The sequence below is a fragment of the Pseudomonas sp. Leaf58 genome, from assembly GCF_003627215.1.
Taxonomy (GTDB): Bacteria; Pseudomonadota; Gammaproteobacteria; order Pseudomonadales; family Pseudomonadaceae; genus Aquipseudomonas.
On the sequence record NZ_CP032677.1, the window covers coordinates 1,811,775 to 1,833,093 of the forward strand.

At 56.5% G+C, this 21,319-nt stretch carries 20 protein-coding genes and 1 pseudogene; 12 read left to right on the forward strand and 9 right to left on the reverse strand.

The window, feature by feature from the left end; genetic code table 11:
• Positions 1–6 precede the first annotated feature (6 nt).
• From DV532_RS08465 to DV532_RS08490, 6 genes are all read left to right on the forward strand, one after another.
• Positions 7–852, forward strand: coding sequence for a phage tail protein (locus DV532_RS08465; protein ID WP_056806666.1), 846 nt, complete (start codon positions 7–9; stop codon positions 850–852).
• Complete coding sequence (locus DV532_RS08470; protein ID WP_056806669.1) at positions 827–1,033, forward strand: tail protein X; 207 nt, start codon at positions 827–829, stop codon at positions 1,031–1,033. Before DV532_RS08465 ends, DV532_RS08470 begins: the two co-directional genes overlap by 26 nt.
• Positions 1,034–1,093: 60 nt before the next feature.
• Positions 1,094–2,137, forward strand: coding sequence for a phage late control D family protein (locus DV532_RS08475; protein ID WP_056806671.1), 1,044 nt, complete (start codon positions 1,094–1,096; stop codon positions 2,135–2,137).
• Between the two features lie 25 nt (positions 2,138–2,162).
• The gene (locus DV532_RS08480; RefSeq protein WP_056806675.1) at positions 2,163–2,732 is read left to right on the forward strand and encodes a glycoside hydrolase family 19 protein; all 570 of its coding nucleotides are present in this window, start codon (positions 2,163–2,165) and stop codon (positions 2,730–2,732) included.
• Positions 2,732–3,286 carry a lysis system i-spanin subunit Rz gene (locus DV532_RS08485; RefSeq protein WP_056806678.1) on the forward strand — a complete coding sequence of 185 codons (555 nt, stop codon included), beginning with the start codon at positions 2,732–2,734 and terminating at the stop codon, positions 3,284–3,286. The genes DV532_RS08480 and DV532_RS08485 overlap by 1 nt, the downstream gene beginning before the upstream one ends.
• Positions 3,287–3,437: 151 nt before the next feature.
• Positions 3,438–4,232 (forward strand): DNA adenine methylase, encoded by a 795-nt coding sequence (locus tag DV532_RS08490; protein WP_056806681.1) that lies wholly within the window; start codon positions 3,438–3,440, stop codon positions 4,230–4,232.
• Positions 4,233–4,585: 353 nt separating this feature from the next.
• Here DV532_RS08490 and DV532_RS30640 read toward each other — a convergent pair whose 3' ends face one another.
• The 3 genes from DV532_RS30640 to DV532_RS08505 all read right to left on the reverse strand — a co-directional run bounded on the left by DV532_RS30640 (position 4,586) and on the right by DV532_RS08505 (position 9,346).
• The gene (locus DV532_RS30640; protein ID WP_177339556.1) at positions 4,586–6,277 is read right to left on the reverse strand and encodes a hypothetical protein; all 1,692 of its coding nucleotides are present in this window, start codon (positions 6,275–6,277) and stop codon (positions 4,586–4,588) included.
• Between the two features lie 264 nt (positions 6,278–6,541).
• Positions 6,542–8,047, reverse strand: a complete 1,506-nt coding sequence (locus DV532_RS30210; protein WP_156676016.1) for a HEPN domain-containing protein — start codon at positions 8,045–8,047, stop codon at positions 6,542–6,544.
• Between the two features lie 873 nt (positions 8,048–8,920).
• Entirely contained in the window at positions 8,921–9,346 is a 426-nt protein-coding gene (locus DV532_RS08505; protein WP_056806685.1) for an anti-virulence regulator CigR family protein, read from the reverse strand.
• A 177-nt stretch (positions 9,347–9,523) separates the two neighbouring features.
• On the opposite strand from DV532_RS08505, the gene DV532_RS30855 reads away from it, so the two are divergent.
• Complete coding sequence (locus tag DV532_RS30855) at positions 9,524–9,976, forward strand: hypothetical protein (protein ID WP_082477183.1); 453 nt, start codon at positions 9,524–9,526, stop codon at positions 9,974–9,976.
• 168 nt (positions 9,977–10,144) lie between these two features.
• Here the strand turns inward: DV532_RS30855 and DV532_RS31170 are convergent, their stop codons facing one another.
• Positions 10,145–10,318, reverse strand: a complete 174-nt coding sequence (locus tag DV532_RS31170; protein ID WP_082477185.1) for a transposase — start codon at positions 10,316–10,318, stop codon at positions 10,145–10,147.
• A gap of 121 nt (positions 10,319–10,439) precedes the next feature.
• Between DV532_RS31170 and DV532_RS30220 the strand changes: the two genes are divergently transcribed.
• The 5 genes and pseudogenes from DV532_RS30220 to DV532_RS08530 form a co-directional block, all read left to right on the forward strand.
• Positions 10,440–10,577, forward strand: a complete 138-nt coding sequence (locus tag DV532_RS30220; protein WP_156676018.1) for a hypothetical protein — start codon at positions 10,440–10,442, stop codon at positions 10,575–10,577.
• A gap of 185 nt (positions 10,578–10,762) precedes the next feature.
• Positions 10,763–11,425, forward strand: coding sequence for an MBL fold metallo-hydrolase (locus DV532_RS30860; RefSeq protein WP_256659092.1), 663 nt, complete (start codon positions 10,763–10,765; stop codon positions 11,423–11,425).
• A 49-nt stretch (positions 11,426–11,474) separates the two neighbouring features.
• Positions 11,475–12,788 (forward strand): alkyl/aryl-sulfatase, encoded by a 1,314-nt coding sequence (locus DV532_RS30865; RefSeq protein WP_256659093.1) that lies wholly within the window; start codon positions 11,475–11,477, stop codon positions 12,786–12,788.
• A gap of 165 nt (positions 12,789–12,953) precedes the next feature.
• Complete coding sequence (locus tag DV532_RS08525) at positions 12,954–14,222, forward strand: OmpP1/FadL family transporter (protein ID WP_056806687.1); 1,269 nt, start codon at positions 12,954–12,956, stop codon at positions 14,220–14,222.
• A gap of 85 nt (positions 14,223–14,307) precedes the next feature.
• A pseudogene (locus DV532_RS08530) lies at positions 14,308–14,478 on the forward strand (DUF3313 family protein); the annotation flags it as partial.
• A 221-nt stretch (positions 14,479–14,699) separates the two neighbouring features.
• Here DV532_RS08530 and DV532_RS08535 read toward each other — a convergent pair.
• From DV532_RS08535 to DV532_RS08555, 5 genes are all read right to left on the reverse strand, one after another.
• On the reverse strand, positions 14,700–16,493 hold the full coding sequence (locus DV532_RS08535) for an alpha/beta fold hydrolase (protein WP_056806692.1): 1,794 nt from the start codon (positions 16,491–16,493) through the stop codon (positions 14,700–14,702).
• A gap of 210 nt (positions 16,494–16,703) precedes the next feature.
• Positions 16,704–17,216, reverse strand: coding sequence for a ProQ/FinO family protein (locus DV532_RS08540; RefSeq protein WP_056806695.1), 513 nt, complete (start codon positions 17,214–17,216; stop codon positions 16,704–16,706).
• 198 nt (positions 17,217–17,414) lie between these two features.
• Positions 17,415–17,801, reverse strand: a complete 387-nt coding sequence (locus DV532_RS08545; protein WP_056806698.1) for a cupin domain-containing protein — start codon at positions 17,799–17,801, stop codon at positions 17,415–17,417.
• A gap of 71 nt (positions 17,802–17,872) precedes the next feature.
• A complete protein-coding gene (locus DV532_RS08550) occupies positions 17,873–18,697 on the reverse strand; it encodes an AraC family transcriptional regulator (RefSeq protein WP_056806700.1) in 825 nt (274 codons plus the stop codon).
• Between the two features lie 107 nt (positions 18,698–18,804).
• Positions 18,805–21,216, reverse strand: coding sequence for a TonB-dependent receptor (locus DV532_RS08555; protein ID WP_056806703.1), 2,412 nt, complete (start codon positions 21,214–21,216; stop codon positions 18,805–18,807).
• Positions 21,217–21,319: the final 103 nt, after the last annotated feature.

A 21,319-nucleotide genomic window follows, 5' to 3' on the forward strand; every position in this document is an offset into this window, starting at 1 on the left:
GGGCCTATGGCCTACATGGAGCAGCTGGAGTCCTCCCTGTCCGGACTGGTTTCAGCGGGTGAGGCCGGTCGCAAGGGGGTGGACGGCATGCTGTCCCCACTCAATAGCGCGGTCGGCAGCATCACGGGTGCCGCGTCGGAGCTGGAAAACATTCCATTCGTGGGGCCTGAGGCGGGTGCGAAGCTTGGCCGGATAGTGCGCAGTATCAACGTGGCACAGTCTCAGGTGGGGCAGGTGGCGTCGATGTATAGCCGAGCAGTCACCGGCGCCGCTCAGGTACAGGAGCGGCTCGGCACCTTCAAGCAGATGGCGGCCAAGGTCACGGCCCAGGCCGGCCGAGTGGCGGGGTTGGTCAGTCCGTCGCTGTCCAATGTGTTGCCTACCGGCGGCCTATTGCGCTCTGCCACTCCGCTACCTGAGTCGGTTGCGCCATACCCGCACCTCCTGATCATCCAGCCACACGACCCAAAGAAGCAGCCGTATTACTTCAACCTGGGCACGGCAGCATTTGACGAGTTGCGGCGTCAGACCTCGTTCCGTTGGGCTGGCCAGGAGCGTCTGCGCCGAAGTGTGGCCCAGCAGGCAGTTGGCTTGGGTGAGGAAAAGATCACACTTAAGGGTGCGATCTTCCCCCACCACAAGGGCGGCATCAAGCAACTGAGCGTGCTGCGTAGCATCGGTCGCAACCTGCAAGCATTGAAGCTGGTCACGGGTTATGGCGAGGTGCTGGGCGATTGGTGCCTGCTCAATATTGAAGAAGAGCAAAGTCACCTGCTGGCGGGTGGCATCCCCCGTAAACAGGGCTTCAACCTGGAGTTTGTGAGCTATGGCAACGACCTGCAGAACGTCTGACGGGGATCTGCTCGATGTGATCTGTCAGCACCATTACGGAAATCTCAATGGCACGGTCGAAGCAGTGCTCGATGCCAACCCGGATTTGGCCAGGGAGGCACAGCCGTACCGTGCCGGCCTGCTGGTGTTGCTGCCCGATCTGTCGGTGCCGGCAGTCGAACTCCTGCAGCTGTTCGACTGACCCCGCGTTACGCGTAACGAAGCCCCGCCCCGTGCGGGGCTTCCTGTTTCTGGAGTAAGCATGAAACCAACGTATCGAATCATCGCGGACCGCAAAGACATCACCGCGCTGATCAATGACCGCTTGCTGCTGTTGCGGATCTCAGACAAGCCAGGCATGGAGTCGGACGAGTTTGAGCTGCGCATTGATGACCGCGACCAGGTCGTTGCGCTGCCTGCTCGGGGCGGAGTAGTGGAGGTTTTGCTGGGCTACGAGGGGCAACCACTGAAGCGCATGGGCGCCTATACGGTCGACGAGGTGCAGTTATCCGGACCGCCTGATGAGCTGACTATTCGCGGCAAGGCCAGCGATATGCGCGGCAGCGGCAAGACCATCCGTAGCGGCAGTTGGGAGAATGTGCCGCTGTCCGAGATCGTCGCTGAAATTGCCAAGCGCAACGGCTGGGAGGTGGTTTGCCCGGTCACGACGAAGGTCGAGCGGATCGATCAGCGCAACGAATCGGATTTCAACTTTGTCACGCGCCTGGCTCGGCAGTACGACAGCACCGCCAAGGTCGCCCAGGGCAAGTTGCTGGTGATGCCCCGGCAGGGCGGGAAAAGCACTTCGGGCAAGTCACTGCAGGTCATCAGTGTCAACAAGACGGAAGTGTCCCGCTATCAGTTCCGGCTAAGTGACCGCAGTACGCAGAAGGCAGTGAAAACCCAGCATCAGGACCAGAAGACCGGTGCTTTGAAGGTGGTCCAGCTGGACAACGAAGAATCGCCAGAGGGCCTGCCCCCAGTTCACACCGACCGCCATATCTACCCCAACGAGACTGCAGCCAGGCAGGCCGCCAAGGCGCGGCTGGCCGCGTTCAACCGCAGCACTGCCGGTGTGCGCCTGGAGATGGCGGGCCGGCACGACCTGTTCGCGGAGTGCTCGGTGAATGCCCAGGGCTTCAAGGTCGGGCTTGATGGCGAGTACCTGGTGGAAAGCGTGGAGCAGATGTTCACGGCCAGCGGGTGGACCACGACCGTGGAGTGCAACGGCGGCAAGAAGGGCAAGGCCAAGGCCTCTGGCAAGAAAAAGAAAGACGACAAGCCGCTCAAGGTTGAGCAGCTCTAACCCCCCCGACACACTGGAGAGAACAATGGCTATCTCGGTTCAACAGTTGCAACAGATCCTCCCCAACGCCGGCCGCAAAGCCGGCGTTTTTGTTCCCGGCCTCAACGCAACAATGGGCAAGTACTCGATCATCACCCCTCGGCGTATGGCTGCGTTCCTTGCACAAGTCGGCCATGAGTCGGGCCAGCTGCTGTATGTGCGAGAGCTCGGTAACGATGCCTACCTGGCCAAGTACGACACCGGGCGGCTGGCGGAGCGCCTAGGCAACACCCCGGCGGCTGATGGCGATGGCCAGCGGTACCGTGGCCGTGGACTTATCCAGATCACCGGGCGCGACAACTACGAGGCCTGCAGCGAAGCGCTGTTCGGAGACAGCCGCTTGCTCAACACCCCCGACTTGCTCGAGCAGCCCGTCTACGCCTCGCTGTCGGCCGGCTGGTTCTGGCAGCGGGCAGGGCTTAATACCCTGGCTGACAAGGTGCTGCAGGCCGATGACTCGGTGTTCGAGCTGATCACGCGCCGTATCAATGGCGGCCTGAATGGGTTGAAGGATCGCCAGGCGCTCTACAAGCGCGCGCTTGAGGTGTTGCAGTAATGCCGCTGAACTGGCGTATCGCCCTTCTGGCCGTTGCGGTCGGGCTCTATGCCGGCGGGCGAGGGGCCTGGGTGTGGCAGGCCAGCGAGTACGGAAAGCAGCTGGCTGAACAGGCTGCAGGTTATGTTCAGCAACTGGCGGACAGTGATCGGGCTCACGGTCGAGAACGTGAGGAGGCTGCAGCTGCAGCCCTGGAGCAGTTGGCAGCGCAGAAAAGTCAGCGACAGGCCTTGGAGGATCGCCTGCAGGAGCAGGGCAAAACACACTGGAAGGAGATGAACGATGCAAAACAGACTCAAGATCGCCTGCGTGACAGGCTGGCTACTGCTGACTTGCGGCTGTCAGTCCTTGTCGACGCCGGAGCCTTTGCCGCCACGGGTGGTGACGGTGGGATGCGAGAAGCCGCCGGCACCGGAGGCGTGGTTCATGGCGCCTTACGCGCCCGACTTGACCCAGCGCATGCTCAACGAATTATCGGCATCACCGACACCGGTGATCGAGGACTGATCGCACTGCAGGCCTGCCAGGCCTACGTCCGCGAAGTCACCAAATGAAAAGAGGCGAGCCGGGTAGATGCGTCAACATCCAGCCCGGCCCGCCGAACCCGCAGACCCTTCCTGCAAGTCCAGCCGTGGCCTCTGCCTTGTGCACAAAGCGCGGCGAGCCTAACACCTGTTTATCCATACAGTAAAGACTTGCATACCTATGACCTCTCCTATTATTCCTTGGATGGGTGGCAAACGCCGCCTGGCCGACCGCTTGATCCCTCTCTTTCCCCCTCATGAATGCTACGTCGAAGTATTCGCCGGCGGCGCCGCGTTGTTCTTCATGCGCCCCCAGCCCGCCCCAGTGGAGGTGCTGAACGATCTCAACGGTGACCTGGTCACCCTCTACCGGGTTGTGCAGAACCATCTGGAGGAGTTTGTGCGCCAGTTCAAGTGGGCGCTCAGTTCCCGGCAGATCTTCGAGTGGCAGAAGATGACGCGCCCTGAAACCTTGACCGACATCCAGCGAGCGGCGCGGTTCTTCTACCTGCAGCAGCACGCCTTCGGCGGAAAGGTCACTGGTCAGACGTTCGGAACCGCGACCACCGGGCCGGCAATCAACTTGTTGCGCATTGAGGAGAACCTATCCGTCGCATGGCAGCGCCTCGCCTGCACCTACGTCGAAAATCTGTCCTGGCTCGCCTGCGCCGAGCGGTACGATCGAGCGCACACGTTCTTTTACATGGACCCACCGTACTGGCAGACCGCAGGTTATGGCGTCGATTTTCCCTTCGAAGAGTATGAGCGCATGGCCGAGTTCATGCGTCGGTGCAAGGGCAAGGTAATGGTCAGCATCAACGACCATCCGGACATCCGCCAAGCTTTCGAGGGTTTCCACTTCGAGTACCTGGATATCCGCTATAGCAACACGAATCAGCGCCAAGGTAAGGCGGAGGTGACCGGCGAACTGGTGATCATGAATTGGGAACCCTCAGAGCTGCAACAGCTTTTCTAGTTGTAGATATTGCAGCCAACGCAAAACTTCAATGCAGTGGGTTATGATCAGATTGATAGTGTGCATGACTTTCTCCTAGGTGAGTTTGCCCACCGATAGTTTATCGTATGCAAGTATGCTTCAGATGGGGCGATTTAACCGGGAGATTTAATTGTATGCCAATAGATTAATGCGTTGCGCTCTATCCATAGGCGCCACTTAGGCCTAAGGCACCTAATTGGCGCCTTTTGTTTTAGGGGGTAAATTTGCTGAAGCTGCGAGGCTACGGGTTCTGGAGCATAAAGTAAGGTGTTGGCGGTAATCACTGATGTACATGTTCACCGGTTCCCGCGGCGCTCTTTTAGAGTCTGATATTAGCTGGCTGGATCGAGCTGTAGATAAACTAATTTCGGTTCATTCCTCAGTCCTTCTGCTGGATATGTTTTTACAAGCTGGTTGCTTTTGGCGTCATAAGTTATTCTATCTGGCAAGCATGCTTCAGCTACGCGAGGGTTGTTAGCATGTAATTTAGAGTAATTTCTTTTCGTCCATGCAAGGATCGCTTTGTGCAGCGGTCGGCACTCTCTTTGGAAGTCTCCTTTAGGAACAACCAAGCCCAGCACATTAAGGCAGTAAGCTAAAATTGGAGAGCTTTTGAAATTGGGGAAATTTTCCAACTGAATGATTTCGTTATAGACTATGCGGTGTAGCTTATGTCTGATTGCACGTCCTGCTGGGCCGGCTAGCGCGAATTGTAGTTTGCTCCATATCATGTTGTGTTGTATTGACCAGCAGTCCCACCATGGTGATTTAACGCATGATGCATGATGAATTGTTTCAAAAATTATGCTTGCCATGTCGTCATATATGGATTCATAGGGGTGCCCGTATGCAACTTTTATACGGAGGTTAATTCTTTTCGGGGCGCTATGTTCGTCAAGAATCTTAACGGCTTCTTTTGTGAAATTCATTATTGCTTGCAGCTTTTGTACCGGTTCGCTTTCGTAGCTATTAGCTAACCCGTTCACTGTGTAGAGATCTGAGGTCGCAGAAGTAAGATAGTCCGTTGCTCTCCTTAGTGGCCGGGAATAGGTAAGGATCTTCGCGTCTGCGTATCCCTGGAGAGCGACTAACACTAACCTGCAGTATGCGTCCCATTGAACTGCACTCCATTTTCTCTTGCCCAACAAGTCAGGGTCTAGTAATGAATCTATACTCTCGATGGCTTTAGGGTTGGAAAACATAGCTTGGCTAAGCGGTCTCAGGTGACCAATTAATCCAGATTCATAAGCGTCTGTCTCATGGTAAAGGAATGAGTTGGGATTGCTTAGTGCCTCCCGTACGATATTTTTGGAAAATGTCTCAATTGCAATGCCATATTTCCCCTGGTCATTGATTTCTTCGAATATTGCGAGAGCGGTTATGGGAGATGAATCGATGATGGCTCGGCACAGACGTTTGTCTGCTATGAGAAGAAGTAAGTCGTGAGCGTATCCTTCGGCATTGGTCAGCCGCTGCAGTACTTTTCCTTCAGGCAATTCATCCGCCTGCTTTCCATGTCTATATCTGTCAGGTGCATGTCTTACGAGTGCTTCCGCAGAAGACGCGAGCTCATCAGCAATTACTGAAAGCTCGGCTGGGTCCCCTTTTATGATATGTCGATAAAGCGATTTAGCAAAACGTTCAGCATTGCTCCTCCCAAATTTAGGTGGACGTATGAAAGCGAACCACGCCCAAGCTAAGAACGTTAGCAAAAAAATGCCACCTAAGAGTGCTTGCCATAAAGCCGGCGAGAGAAGTTTACCTTCTGGAACCAGCCAGCCTTGCGCACGCCATAGGTCAGTTACCAGTGTCAAAAAACCGACCCCACATACAATGAAATAGGTTGCTGCGAAGAGTGGAACGGGCGCCGCTCGAATTCGAAAACGATACCGGACATCTCCAATTGTCCAAGCAAGAACCATAAGAGCAAGTCCGGTTAGAAACTCGGAAAAACCGAAAAACTTTGGTCCTGACGGGTCGAGGTGAAAAAAGCATATCGTCCCATAGCAGATGTCGGTGGTCATAAATCTTCCAGGCAGGCTGTTATCGATGTCATGAGGTAGCTGAGGCTAGTCTTAACTGTAGTAACTGAGTCGCACATGTTTGATTTTGTGACACGCTCTGGCTCACTTATATGGGCTATATTCGGAATGATGGGTAAACAGCGCCGCATTCAATCCGATCTGCGCAGCGGCCACTGTAATTCCAGTGGGCTGAAAAGCGTAAACACCTGCTAACAGCTGATTGCTCAATTTTTGTTATATGGCTGCAGTTCGGGTTGTATGTGTCTATTCACTGCTGCTGAGTTCCGTATCGCTGTCAAGGGCTTTTATTAATTCATCGCTATGCTCTTTGTAGTGTATCAGGAATCGACTGAAACTGTGCCCGAATCCATGATGATTATCGAGCCACTGTTGAGTATCCCAACCTGCTTCAATCAAATCTGACGCAGAAAAAACGAACTCAAGAGCATCGGTTAAAAATGGAATCAATGGTTGAATCTTTTTGTAATTGATGCCATTCAATGAGCCGTGTACAAAGTAATTTCGAATTTTTACACCCGTTGTGCATGCTGTGGAAATCTCGGGCAGTGACTTGCCGAAATGGTTTGCTACGATTTGTGCTCTATAGTTAACTTTTTTAGGGAGTGAAGGTTTCCCAATTCGTCCTAAAGAATTTAATATACTGTTTCGGTCTGGTGATACTGGAAGATCCCTAAATATTTTTTGACATTCCTTTCGTGCTTTTTCAAGCTCTGCTGATATTGATGCAGGGATGGGGGTGGCATCTGGAGGTAGTATGTCAAACATATTTGCTGCAGCTACGAGCCTATCAATGTCGTAAAGATCTCCTTTTTCTAAGCATCCCACATATCGCCACCTGGATGCGGCCCATTCATGGTGGCGATCGATCCAGCTTGTTAGAACGCGTTTGAATTCATCTGGGGAGTTGATTGGGTTAAGAGGGATGTCGCCGGCATGAGGCTTATGATGACTACCTTTGGCTGATGTTTTTGTTGCGTAGCTTGCGAATACTGCTAAGGGTTTAGGTGTTTCGTCGGCATCAATGGAGGTTTCAATTTCTATGTTTTTTATTCCTTGTACGCGTCCCGCTACATAAGACAAGAAGCAGTTCAGGGTCAAAAGATTGTCCATTGCCTCTTTGAATGTGAGGTGTGAGTGGAACTCCAATGAGATCAACATTCGGTTATCAATATGTGCGCTAGCAGGAGGACGCGTATTGAACGCCGGTCTATGATGGACTGAGATCTTTCCGATGGATGTTGTGGCTTCGATGGCGCAATATTTTCCGCTGAAGTATATGAAATGCGGGTGTTCACCAAGGGGGACGGTTCGAGCTCCATCTTTCAATAGTGCCTCAAGGTCCTCGCGCTTCGAAAACCTGTGTCCGAGTACGTCGTGATCGTAGAAGAGTGTGTAAATGTCTTTGGGTTGAAAGCTTATTCGTTTGATGCAATTAGCGTCTGGATCGAAATGATGTGAGCCTAGAGCAACATAATGGGGAAATATATTTGCATAATATCTGAATTCATCTTCTTTAGTTTGAATGAAGGAAGGTGGTTGGCTTATGCAGTCTATTAAGGTTATTTGTTGGCCAGCGTATGAGACCCCAGTACCTTTGACGATGTTTTGCGACTCAATAGGACTGTCCAAATGTATTCGGACGTTGGTGTTCTTTCCATCGAGCTTAAGCTCGCCTACCACGTTACGATTGTCCAGTAGCTGAAACGTTCCAAGGTGGCGGTTAGGTGCTGTTTTTTTCTTTTTACTCATGATGAACCTTGCTCTTCCTTTGCAAGCCAGCGTCAAGTCAAGGCAGATTGCCCGTTTCTCCGGTCAAGAGGAATAGGAATATTCGATTCTGAAAGGTTCGATGGTAAAAAATTGGTACGAATGGTGTGATCTGATGGCACAGGCTATGAATTACGTGGCTTGTGCGGAAAACATGCCCAATCCATCATCGGTGCAACGCTGAAGCGGCGGGAGGGCTCAGGGCGCATGGTTGCTGGGTTAGAGCCTGATTTTGCAGTCATTTCGTTCAACGTGTTCTGTACCGGTTTCGGGATTTTTGGGGCGTTTTTTACCGCGTGCATGGTGCTTTGTACCAAGCGAATCAGGGCGTGTACCGATTCCCAATGCAACGGTCAGTCCCCGCAAGAAGGCAGGCGGCACCATCAGCTGCGAAGCTCAGATCCGCATCAACCACGATAAGACGACAGTTTACCAAGAGAGCGCCTAGGTATCGAATAAACGCGGATCGCACGGGCTTCATCGCGCAGATCAATCACCGCCTGTTGCTGCGGATCTCGGACAGTTGGTGATGCCCCGGCAGGGCGGTAAGCGCTTATCGGGCAAGTTACTCTAGGTCGATGCTCAGGGCTTCAAGCTCGGGCTCGATGGTGAGTACCTGGTGGAAGGCGTGGAGCAAGTGTTCAAGGCCAGCGGGTGGACGACGGAGGCAAAAGAAAGCCCGCCGAAGCGGGCAAGGTCTATCACGTAGGGATGATTTCAGAGTGCCTGAGCGATTGTGAAAAATAGGTGAGTGAAACGTCTACAAAGTGTCACTCACGTTATCTAGATGTTACAGTTATCCACTACCGAAATTACACACCAGCCATCTGCGATCCGGCTGTAATTAAGTAATTATCAATCCAGTGCATTATGCAGCACCTCATATATCACGCCTGTAGCAATTGTCACGAGCAGCAGGTCAGTACCGGCTTGTTGCCATTCATAGCCATCGTAATGTGGAAGACGTCCGATCAGTCGACTGTCGAGCTTCTTGGCGATGCCAGGAGGTAGAGGTTTGCCGCGTGCTAGATTTTTCTGAATACCGGGTGGCAGAGAGGAACCTGGGCTCCAGTAATCGCGGTTGTTGCTGAGGATAACTTGCACCCCGCCTAAGTCGATGGAGGGCCCTCCGTGCCAAGCGTCGCTCTTGTCTAGACCCCTCTGGTTGCCGTGTTGATCATCTTTTTCATGTCCTTTTCCCTTCCCCGGGTCTGCCAGTAACATAGGGCTTACCCCCATTATCAGCGAGAGCGCTACGGCGACACGTATCTTCATATCCATGAGAGCATTCCTTGACAATTCCCCGTCAACAGCATAGCCATTCTATTATCGAGGGCAATTGATACTAGCGGAGCAAAAGAAGCGTTAGCATTCTGTCGGGATGCGAGAACTTAAGTGCCTGCGTTAGGTCGAAGCTCCAGTTTAGCTACCCCCTCGCGCCTCTGGAGGCGAATAGAAATGAGAAAACCCGTGGTTGCTGTGTTTGCTTGTGCTTTGGCACTCGGGATGACGGCATTTTTGCCTGCCGATATCTCCCCTATTAGTTCCGCCTATGCCAAAGGTGGTGGTGGTGGTGGTGGTGGTGGTGGTGGCGGTCATGGTGGTAGTGGCAACGGCGGCGGACATGGAGGTGGGCATGCAGGTGGCATGGGAGGATATAGCGGAAATGGTAAGGGCTTTGGGAGTGATCACGCTGGAAAGGCGACACGCGATCATGGGGTAAGCGGCAATCATTACGGAAGTTCGCGCAACAGCGACAACGGTCATGGAACCACCACCTCGGGTGTCGCTCACTCCAAGGACACTCGCGGGTTGGCCAAATCCACGGCCATCTCTCGAACCACTCCAGGCGACCATAATTCCAAAGGTCTCAGCAACGCTGTTGGGTCTTCGTCAAAAAATGATCGATGATTTGACAGCTTCTATGCGGTACCGACCTTAGCGTGCACGAAAGCCCAGCCTATGCTGGGCTTTTTTGTGCCCGCGATGGCACGGAGCAAGCTACGCCACAAGGAATACTCGGGGCGACAACGGCGGCAAGCCTCGGGCCGCCTGGTTGCACGAAAGCCTACCCCTTGGTTAATGCCGGTCAGTTAAACAAACTGGGGCTGCAAAGCAGCCCCAATTAGGGTGGAGATAGTTGGCATTGATGCCGGGGCTGATGGCGACGCTGGAAATGGATGCGCCAGGTTGCAGGCATTCCTGAACGACCTGGGCTTTGAACGGTTTCGGATAAGAACTTCGTTGGCGCATGGAAATCCTGGCGATAAGGGCGATTGCGTCCGCTTAAAAATACGCGGACGCCATCGCCCTTAAAGCTGGGGTTGGAAGGCGATTTCGCCGGACGCTTACCGGGCTCGATGATGAGTACCTGGTGGAAAGCGTAGAGCAAGTGTTCACGGCCGGCGGGTGGACGACGGCCTTGGAGTGCAACGGCGGCAAGAAGGGCAAGGCCGAGGCCTCTGGCAAGAAAAAGAAAGACATCAAGCGTTTTTTTAGAGTTTTTGCTTGAAAGGCTTTGGAAGTAGCCTAATGTGAAAATTCTGTTGAGTAACGTTGCGTCTCGTTTCTACTAGGCAGTGCTCGCCGGAGCTCTCTGAAATCGCTAGCGCGGTGTAAGTGCCTAATTTCATGTGATTTTTCATTTGCTGGCAGTTGCCTCTTTGGTACGGCGCATCACTTGAAAGGGAGTTTGTCATGCGATTGATTGCCAAACCGAATACGCCTCATGAAAAGTCTGAAACGCCATCGTCACTATGGAAATTGGGTTCTTCCTTTCTGTTGGCGAGTGCTATCGCGCTCACCACCCAGGCATGGGCCGAAGAACCTCCGAAACCCGCCACAGATGCCACCAAAGCTGCAAATGACGCGCTTCTAAAAGAGCTCCCCTTTAACGATAAAACCTCTTTCGAACTGGCTCATAAAGGCTTCGTTGCTCCGCTTCCTACCGAGCCGATCAAAGGCCCTAGCGGTAACATGATTTGGGACCCGAATAAGTACAACTTCATCAAAGAAGGTCAAGCTGCACCTGCGTCCACCAACCCGAGCCTTTGGCGACAGTCGCAGCTTATCAACATATCCGGTCTTTTCGAGGTAACCGACGGTATTTACCAAGTGCGTAACTACGACCTATCCAACATGACCATCGTGGAAGGCAAAGAAGGTATCACCATTTTCGATCCGCTGATTTCCCGTGAAACCGCCAAGGCTGCGCTTGACCTCTATTACAAGCATCGGCCCAAGAAGCCGGTTGTGGCGGTGATTTACACTCACAGTCACGTTGACCACTACGGCGGGGTTCGCGGCGTGATCAACGAAGAGGACGTCAAGGCCGGCAAGGTCAAGGTGTACGCCACCTAAGGGCTTCCTTGAACATGCGGTTGCCGAAAACGTAATGGCCGGTACTGCCATGAGTCGCCGGGCCAGCTACATGTATGGCAACCTGCTGCCGCCCAACGAGACTGGCCAGCTAGGCGCGGGGTTAGGGACCACCACTTCGGCCGGCACTGTGACGCTTATCCCGCCAACTGACATCATTGAGAAAACCGGCGAAAAGCGCACCATTGATGGTCTGACCTATGAGTTCTTATATGCGCCTGGTAGTGAAGCACCCGCTGAAATGCTCTATTACATTCACGAAAAGAAAGCGCTTAACACTGCCGAAGATTCCACCCACACGCTACACAACACTTATTCGCTTCGGGGCGCAAAAATCCGCGAGCCATTGCCTTGGTCCAAGTACCTCAATGAAGCTTTGAAAATGTGGGGTAATGACGTCCAAGTGATGTACGCCATGCACCACTGGCCGGTTTGGGGCAACAAAGAGGTGCGCGACCAGTTGTCCTCGCAGCGTGACATGTACCGCTACATCAATGACGAAACCCTGCGCCTGGCGAACAAGGGTTACACCATGACCGAGATCGCTGAGCAGGTTAAATTACCCAGTGGTATCGCCAATCGATTCTCTAACCGTGGCTACTACGGTTCGCTTAACCACAACGTCAAAGCCACGTATGTCCTCTATCTCGGTTGGTTCATCGGTAACCCCGCCACCCTTTGGGAGTTACCACCGGACGAACAAGCCAAACGCTACGTCGACATGATGGGCGGCTCTGAGGCAGTCCTGAAAAAAGCCAAGGAGTACTACGACAAGGGCGACTTCCGCTGGGTGGCCGAAGTGGTCAACCACGTGGTATTCGCTGAGCCAAACAACCAGGCCGCGAAAAACATGCAGGCCGATGCCCTGGAACAGCTCGGCTACCAAGCTGAAAGCGGGCCGTGGCGCAACTTCTACCTGACCGGAGCCAAGGAGCTGCGCGAAGGCGTCAAGCAGTTGCCAACGCCGGATACCGCTAGTCCGGACACCGTCAAGGCCATGGATCTTGACCTGTTCTTCGACTACCTGGCCATGCGCTTGAAAGGGCCTGAGGTGGCTGAAAAGCACATAACGCTTAACCTTGACTTCACCGATCTTAAGCAGCAGTACACCCTTGAAATGGTCAACGGCGTGCTCAATCACACTGAAGGCATGCAGGCCAAAAACGCGGATGCCACCATTTCCTTAACCCGTGACACCTTGAACAAGCTGATGCTCAAAGAAACCACGCTCAAGGATGCAACCACTGCTGGCTCAATCAAGATTGAGGGGACTGAAGGCAAGCTCGAAGAGCTGATGAGTTACATGGACAACTTCGAGTTCTGGTTCCCGATCGTCACACCTTGATGGTTCAAGATCGCTAGCGGGTGCAGACAAGGCTCTCGATTCAGTCGAGACCTTGTCGCGCTCAATGATTAAAGGCGCTGGCAAACCTTGCAGCCCCCAAAGTCGGAGTGAGCCATCATGAAAAGCTATCGAGCCGGTTATGCGCTCATTGCGCCTGTACGCGTAATGAGCCTGCCGGTACTCGCGCTCGCCACAGCGATTCATACCAGCCCCATCTGGGCGGGCGGGATCCTGATTTATGAAGCAGGACAGGAAGGGAATGGCCTGGCAAACGCAGGTTCCGCCGCTTTGGCCAATGATCCGAGTGTACTCATGAGCAACCCAGCGGGTATCACTCAGCTCAAGGGCATACAGATCAGCGCCAATGCTCAGGTGATTCTTGGCAATCTGCGTTTCTCCCGAGACAGCAACAATCAGTTTGGCGGCAACGAGGGAGGCAATTCGCTGGAATATCTGCCAGGGGCCAGTCTGTTCATCAGCCATCAAATCGACGAGCGCTCTACCGTCGGATTCGGCATGTACGGTAACTTCGGTCTGGCATTGGATTATGACGATGACTGGGCGGGCCGCTACTTTACGCAAGAGGCTGCGATCATTGGCGTTTCGCTGCAACCCACCTGGGCTTACAAGTTTACCGATGATCTGTCGATCGGCATCGGCCCACGTATCATGGTCGGTTACTACCGCACCGAGATGGCCATCAACAACAATCTGTTGGGGCTGGCCGACCGCCCGGATGGCCAACTGGAATACAAGGACACCGATGTCGGCGTGGGCGTGAATCTGGGGGGGCTTTACCAAGTGAATCCGCGCACCCGCCTCGGCCTTGCGTACACCAGCAAGGTCAAACTCGAGTTCGATGATAACCCCCACCTGAGCGACATCAACAACCCGCTGCTCAATGCTGCATTGCGCCGCTTGGAAGTCGACGCTCTGGAGCTCGACTTGAACGTTCCGCAGACCGTGACAGCCAGCATTGCGCATGAGCTTGATGGGCAGTGGACGCTGTTGGGCAGCCTCGGGTGGCAGGACTGGAGCGAATTCGGTGATGTTGGCGTAGATGTCGATGCCAACGGTGGCGGCACAAGTCGGACTGTTGATCGCAAATACAAAGATACCTGGCATGCCTCGATTGGTGCGATGTACCAAGCTACCCCTCAATGGCGGTACAGCGTCGGGCTGGGATACGACAGTTCGGCGGTGGATGACGAAGACCGCACCGTGGACAACCCGATGGGTGAGGCGTGGCGATTAGCTGCGGGTATCAACTACGCGGTGGATGAAGGGCTGGACCTACACCTTGCCTACACCCTGGTGTGGTTGGGGGATATGGATGTCGATCAGACCAAGAGCCGTTCAGGCACCACATTGTCAGGCAGCTATGACAGCAGCGCATTGCACATCATCGGCGGGGGCGCGACCTGGCGCTTCTAAATGACGCGACTCATTGCTAACGTAAGGAAGGAGATCCGGCCTGAAAACCAGGGTATTGGCCGCAAGTCTATGTTTCCCCACGCTCATGCTGCATGGCTGCGCCAGCAAGTATGTGGAAGCCGATCAATATTCGGGGTTCCTCAAGGATTACAGTATCTTGAAGGCGGACAAGTCGCCCTCGGGTGCGGTAGTCATGCGCTGGATCAAACCAGGCTTAGAGGTCAAACGTTACACCAGAGTGTATCTGGAACCCAGCCCACACTCGCTTGTGCAGTCTGAAGCCATCCCTACGTGATAGACCTTGCCCGCCTCGGTGGGCTTTCTTTTGGTGCGCCAGGCATGGCGCGTTGCACGCAAGCGCAAGCGCAACCAGCTTGGCTGTGGTGGCCTCGCTGGTGACTTGGAGGTGAAAGTCCTCTACACACCCGGCAAGGGGAAGTGTTAGCCAGAGAATGCGTTTAATCCAAACGGCCAGCCTTAACGCTCCATGACATAGGTACCAGGCGCAGGGCAGAGGGGCGGATACTTGCGCGAGCCGAGTTTCTTCGGCGCCGCCCGGCTGTCACCCGAGCGCTGGCCGATCCAATCGCGCCAATGCGGCCACCAGCTGCCTTGCTGGCGCTCGCCAGCGGTCTGCAGCCAGGCCTCGGGGGTCTCGGTCGCGGCGGGCGCCGCGTAGTAGAACGACTTTGGGTTGCCTGGTGGGTTCACCAGGCTCTGCAAGTGACCTGCATTGGACAGCACGTAGGTGGTGTCCTCGCCAAACAGCCGCGCGGTGCTGTAGCAGCCCTGCCAAGGGGTGATGTGGTCGGTGGTGCCGCCAATCACATAGGCGCCCACCTTCACCTGAGTCATGTCGATCGACTCGCCAGCAATCTCCAGGGCGCCCGGGTTGCTGTAGGGGTTTTGCTGGATCAGGTCGAGGTAGTCGGCGTGCAGTTGCGCCGGTAGCCGGGTGGTGTCGTTGTTCCAGGCCAGGATGTCGAAAGCCGGCGGTTTGTTGCCCAGCAGGTAGTTGTTTACCCAGTAGCTCCAAATCAGGTCGTTTGGGCGCATCCAGGCGAACATGCGGCCCATGCCCTGGCCGCTGAGCACGCCTTTGCGCCGCGAACTGGCCTTGGCCGCGCGCAGGGCGGCGGGGGTGTTGAACAGCCCCAAGGTGGTGTCGTCCAGCGCCGAGGGCATGTCGAGCACGCACACGGCCCAGCTGGTATTGGCTACCTTGTGGCCTTCGCCACGGGCCGCCAGCCAGCCCAGGTAGGCGGCCAGGGTGATGCCGCCCGAGCAGGAGCCCCCCATGTTCACATCCGGGCTACCGGTGATTCTGCGCGCCACCTCCACTGCTTGGTCCAGGCACAGCGCGTAATCGGACAAGCCCCAGTCGCGATGCTCGCGGGTGGGGTTGCGCCAACTGATGACGAACAGGCTTACGCCGCTGTCCTGAATCCACTGGATCAGGCTTTTTTCCGGCGACAGGTCGATGGCGTAGTACTTGTTGATTTGCGGCGGCGACATCACCAAAGGCCGGGTATAGACCTGTTCGGTAGTGGCGGCGAACTGCAGCAGCTCGAACATGTCGTTGCGAAACACCACTTCGCCCTTGGCCGTGGCGATGTTTTCCCCCACCTTGAACGGCGCGCTGTCGACCTGCCTCGGCAGGCCGCGGTTGCTCAGCAGGTCTTGGCCGAATTGGCGGATACCCCGGGCCAGGCTCATGCCGCCAGTGTCCACCAGCTTGCGCAGTGCTGCCGGGTTGGTCAGCGGTGAATTGCTCGGTGCCAGGGCGTCGGCCAGCAGTGCGGCTATGAACCGGGCGCGGCTTTTTTCCAGCGGGGCAAGGTCGGTGGACTCGATAAAGCGGGTCAGCTCACTTTGCCCGGCCAGGTAGCTCTGCAGCAGTGCGCGCAGGAAGGCGTTGGATTGCCAGGCGGGGTCGGCGAAGCGTTTGTCTTTTGGGTCTGGGGTGATGCCGGAGTGGCCAGCGACAATGCCGCGCAGCGATTTCAGGTAGCCACCCGCATGCGCGCCAGCCTTGAGGGGCGACGTGCCCACGGCCTTGAACAGGCAGCCGGCCCAATTGGCCAGGTCGGCCGGGCGCATGCTGACCAGCGGATTGCCCGCCAGGGGCGGGTTGGCAGTGCTGCCGATCAGCGCTTCGAGCGGAGTGTCGTCCGGCACCTCGACCGGCTTGCGCGCACGACGCTTTCGGCCGGTTGCGGGTGGGCGCTGGGTGTGGGGGGCGGTGTCGCTGGTTCGGGTGGCTCTGCTCATGGCTGCTCTCGTGATTCCGGGCACGGTTTTGTTGTGCACCGACTCTAAGGCAGCAGTGGCTGTGGCCACTTCTCATCGCACGTCAGCCAATTTTCATTTCATGACGAGATGCCAGCGAATCGCGCACTCATGGAGTGCGCGGGCAATCCGCTAGCCACCCACCTTGTTGGTGATCGGCGTGGTGGGCGACACGCTGCACAGCGACTGAACTCAGTCAGTAGGCTGTACCACTGCGCTATCGGCGGCGGCGGGAGCGGCGACAGGCGCTTTTGCCTTGGCACGATTGCGTCGGTCCTGGCCGCGTTGCCGCGAAGCTTGCTGCTTGGCATGCAACGCCTGAGCCGCGGTCACGCTGCCGCTTGCTTGACCGCTCAGGTCCAAGCGCGGCGCATTCTCGACCATGCTTGCCCAGTATCGCGCTCCCCGGCACCACGTCGAGATGCCCAGCTTGAGCTGTTCGCGGGTCAAACCGAGCAGTTCGAGGTGTTGCTCGGCATCCTTGAAAATACCTTCCTTGAGGGGCACCTTGGGGGCCGGGTTGACCGGGAAGGCCAAAGGAAAGTGCTTCTGCAATGGCCAAATCGCTGCCACCGCCGGATCCTGCTCACGGGCCTTCGCCTGCGGCGGCGACCTGCGCTTGGCCGGGGCCGGATTCTTGGCCTTGGCCTGTTCTTTGTCAGCCCGCAGGCGGTCACGTAGCTCAGCTAGTTGTTCAAAACCCATCGTTAAATTCACAGCTTCGAAGTTGAATGTGTGGCGCAAGGATATAACGAGTGAGCACAAGGGGCCATGTGCTAGGGCAAAGGGATGGAAAAAGGCTCATCGTGCTCGGAATGTGCGATGAACCTTTTTGCGGTTGTCGGCCCGGTCAGTAGTGCGTGCTATGCACCGCGGTGGGTTCGCCGCCCCAGTGCCGCCGAGTCAGATCCAGACGTCATTCACTGCAGTTCGCGCGCCCCCTTCATGGCCTGTATTCAAAACGCCTCGCGGCTCGATCATCATCAGCTTCGCTTGCGCTTGTGCCGCGGTTCTATGCGCTACGCCACGCGGCACGACATACAGTTCACCTGGGTTCACCTGCACGCTGCCCTCTGGGAGGTCGATGCGCAAGACGCCTTCGAGCACAACAAACGCTTCATCGGTCTCTGGGTGCGAGTGCCAGATAAACTCACCTTCGATACGCACGACCTTGAATTGGTAGTCATTCATTTCGGCGACGACCCTCGGGCTCCACTGCTGCTCGATCAGCGAAGCTTTTTCAATCAAATTCACGGGTTGTGATGCGGATTGCTGATGGATGTCGGACATGACGGATCCTCTTTGATGGAGCCGTCAGCCTATCCAACAAACCGCACGCTGCTCTTGTACGATCCTGCAACTTAGCGGGCAGCTCGCAAGCGCTCCAGCCAGCGCAACGGCGGCACACCATAGGTGCGTGTGAAGTGCCGGGTCATGTGGCTTTGATCGTGAAAGCCTGCGGCCAATGCCGCATCGACCAGCGTGAAGCCATCCACAATCAGCCTACGAAAACAGTCCAGGCGCCGTAGCGTGACAAAGCGGTAGGGGCTGGTGCCGTAAAGGGCCCGAAAGTCCCGTGACAAGCTCCATTGCTCACGCCCGCTGGCCTGTTCGAGCATCTCCAGGGTGATGCCGAGTTGCAGGTGCTCCATGATGAACGCTCTGGCGCGCTCGGCCGAGCGGTAGTCCAAGCGTTTGCGACCACGTGGCTTGCCGCCGACCGCACGCAGCGCCATTGCCAGGTCATAGACCGCGTCCTGCTCTTCGAGTGTTTCCAGCGGATGATCCAGTGCCTGGACAAAGGCCTCGCTGGCACGGAACAGACGCGTATCGCTGGACAGCCCGCCAGCAATGAAAGGCAATGGTTCGCCACCGAGAACGTTCTGGATCAGCGAAGGGTCGATGTAGGCCATTCGGTAGCGAAAGCCCACCTCGGTGCCGGCCATGCCGTCATGCACTTCATCAGGGTGCAGCACCAGTGTGTTGCCTGGCACGCCGTGGCACAGCACCCCCTTGTAGTGAAAGCTCTGCACGCCGACAAGGGTGCGGCCGATCGAGTAGGTATCGTGACGGTGTGGGTCGTAACCATGGCCGCCGAACCACGCCTCGATGCGTTCCACACTGCCAGGTGGCGCGCTACGTATGACCCAGTCGGCGGCGGTTGATGGGCTTGCTTTTCGTTCCATGAATACTCTTGGCGCTACTGCGTCAACCGGGTGGGTATACGCCATCCTAGTGCACAAGTACCCGGGCGCCCAAGCGCAACCGGCACCGCGACAACTCCGCGCAAATGTTAGAACGCGTACACCAACGTGGCCGTGGCGCTACGTGGGCTGCCATACCAACCACGTGAGCCGATGGCTGTGTAGTAGGTCTTGTCAAACACGTTGTCGAGGTTCAACGAGACGCTGGTTTGCGGCGTGAAAGCATATTGCGCCATCAGGTCGACCACACTGTAGGCACCCTGGGTAAAGGTTTCGCCGTGGGGGCCCGCGTCTTTGTAGTACTCGGTTCCCTGCCAGCGCACACCACCGCCCACCTTCAGCTGCGCCAGTGACTGCAGGCGATAGCTGGTGAACAGTTTGAGGGTATCGCGCGGCACCTCGGTTAGCAGGCGGTCGCCTTCCGAGTCCTTGCTGACGGCATACGTATAGCTGGCCGATACCTGCCAGTCAGGCAGGATCTCGCCTGCTGCTTCCATCTCGAAACCGCGGGTTTTGGTACCCGATTCGGCACGGTAGGCCTGGTTGCCGTCGGGGGCCAGGTTACTGCCGTCGGCCACGGCCAAGTTGTCTTGATGCACCTCGAACACACTGAACGCAGTGGTCAAGCGCTTGTCCCAGAACTCGCTTTTGATACCCAGCTCGTAGTTCACGCCCTCTAGCGGTTCAAGGTAGTTGCCACTGACATCCTTGTTGCTTTGCGGTTTGAAGATCGTGGTGTAGCTGGCATAGGCCGACCAGTTTTCGTTGAGGTCATAAACCAGCCCGAGGTAAGGGGTGACGACCCCGGTTTCGCTGCGCGAGATGCGGCTGGTAGCGCCGGTCGCCAGCGTCTCGTGGGTTTCGTCGCGCTGCCAGTCAATCACCCGCGCCCCAGTAATCAGCGACCAGTCATCGGCCAGGCTCCAGCGCACCGAGGCCACCAGGCCGTCCTGGGTCTCATCCAGCGCATCTTCGGTGGACTTGGTGTGGATGGCGTCCGGTATCGCCAGCGAGCCGTCCCAGCTGTGGATGTTGTCGATGGTCTGCAGCGACCACAGCGGGTAACCGTTGTTACGGTCGTAGGCGCGGTAGTGGCTGGCGCCCAAGTAGGCTTGGTGCTCGCGGGCCAACAGCTCGAACGGGCCCGCAGCCGAGAGGTCGAACGAGGTCTGCCGGGGCTCGCCCGCCCAGCGGCCGGTCCAGGTAGTGATACCACTGCCGTCGGGGTTGACGGTGCCACTGGCGGCAGTGGCAAAGGCATCGTCATAGCTGCGTCGGCTGTGTTCGGCATTCAGTTTCAGTTGCCAGCCGTTGTCCAACTGGTGATCCAGGGTGGTGAACACTGTCTTGGCGCGACGCTTGTGGTAGCTCCAATCCGCGGCCGAGTTGAATGAGCGAGAAGGGCTGAAGTGGCTGCCATCGGTATTGAACATCGGGAAGCCGTGGTTGCCCGCGCCGTCGTTGTCCATTTCCTGGTATTGCGCACCTACGGTCAGCATCGTGCTGTCGGTCATGTCCCACTCCACCACGCCGTAGGCCACCTGCTTTTCCAGGGACTGGCGGTCGATGTAGCTTTGGCTGTCGGTGGTCGAGGCGACGAAGCGCCCGCGCACATTGCCGCTGTCCGACAACTTGCCGGACACATCCAGTTCGGTGCGGTAGTTGTCCCACGAGCCCGCTTTCAGGGTTAGCTTGCGTTGCGTTTCCAGCGTCGGCTTCTTGCGAATCAGGTTGACGGTGGCGCTGGGGTCGCCGGTGCCAGACATCAGCCCCGTGGCCCCGCGTACCACCTCGACCCGGTCATACGACACCATGTCGGCAAGGTCGTCTTTAAAACCGTAGGTGTCGGGCCGGTTGATGCCGTCGACCTGTATGCTGCCAACCTCGAAGCCGCGTACATAAATATGGTTGGCGTCGCTGCCGGCTGGCCCCATGCTGTCGATGACCACGCCAGGGGTTTGTGCCAGTACCTGGGCAACATCGTTCAGGTTCTGGTCTTCGATCTGCTGCCGGGTCACCACGCTGACCGATTGCGGTGTCTCGCGTGCCGAGAGGCGCAACCCGGTGGCGGTGTTGGCCGAGCCGGTGGTATAGCTGCCGGTGCCTTCGCTGGTGGCACCCAGCCCCACGCTGGAGACGGTGGTGGCGGCTAGCTCCAGCGTGCCATTCTGGCTGGGGCTAACCAGCATGTAGTGCTTATCTCCCGCTTGCTGCACCTGCAGGCCCGTACCTTGCAACAGCTGCGCAAAGCCGTGTTCCAGCGCGTAGCTGCCGTGCAATCCCTGGCTAGCGAGGCCGGCGACTTCTTCGTTGCTGAAGCTGACAATCACCCCGCTCGCCGTGGCGAACTGGTTGATGGCAGCGCCCAGCGGCCCCGCCGGGATGCTGTAGCTGACAAGCGCGGCACTGGCATTTGCACTGGCCAGTAGCGCGCCTGAAAGGCTGACCACCAGCGCTGCTTGGCGAATGCTGAAGGCAGGGGGGGAAAAACAAGCGGACATCCATTGGCTCCTTTTCGATGGACGATGCAAGCATTCAAGTGATAAGCGTAATGCTAATAAGAATACTTCGCATGAAAAAGCGGCCGGATAGTTGTCTTTCTTG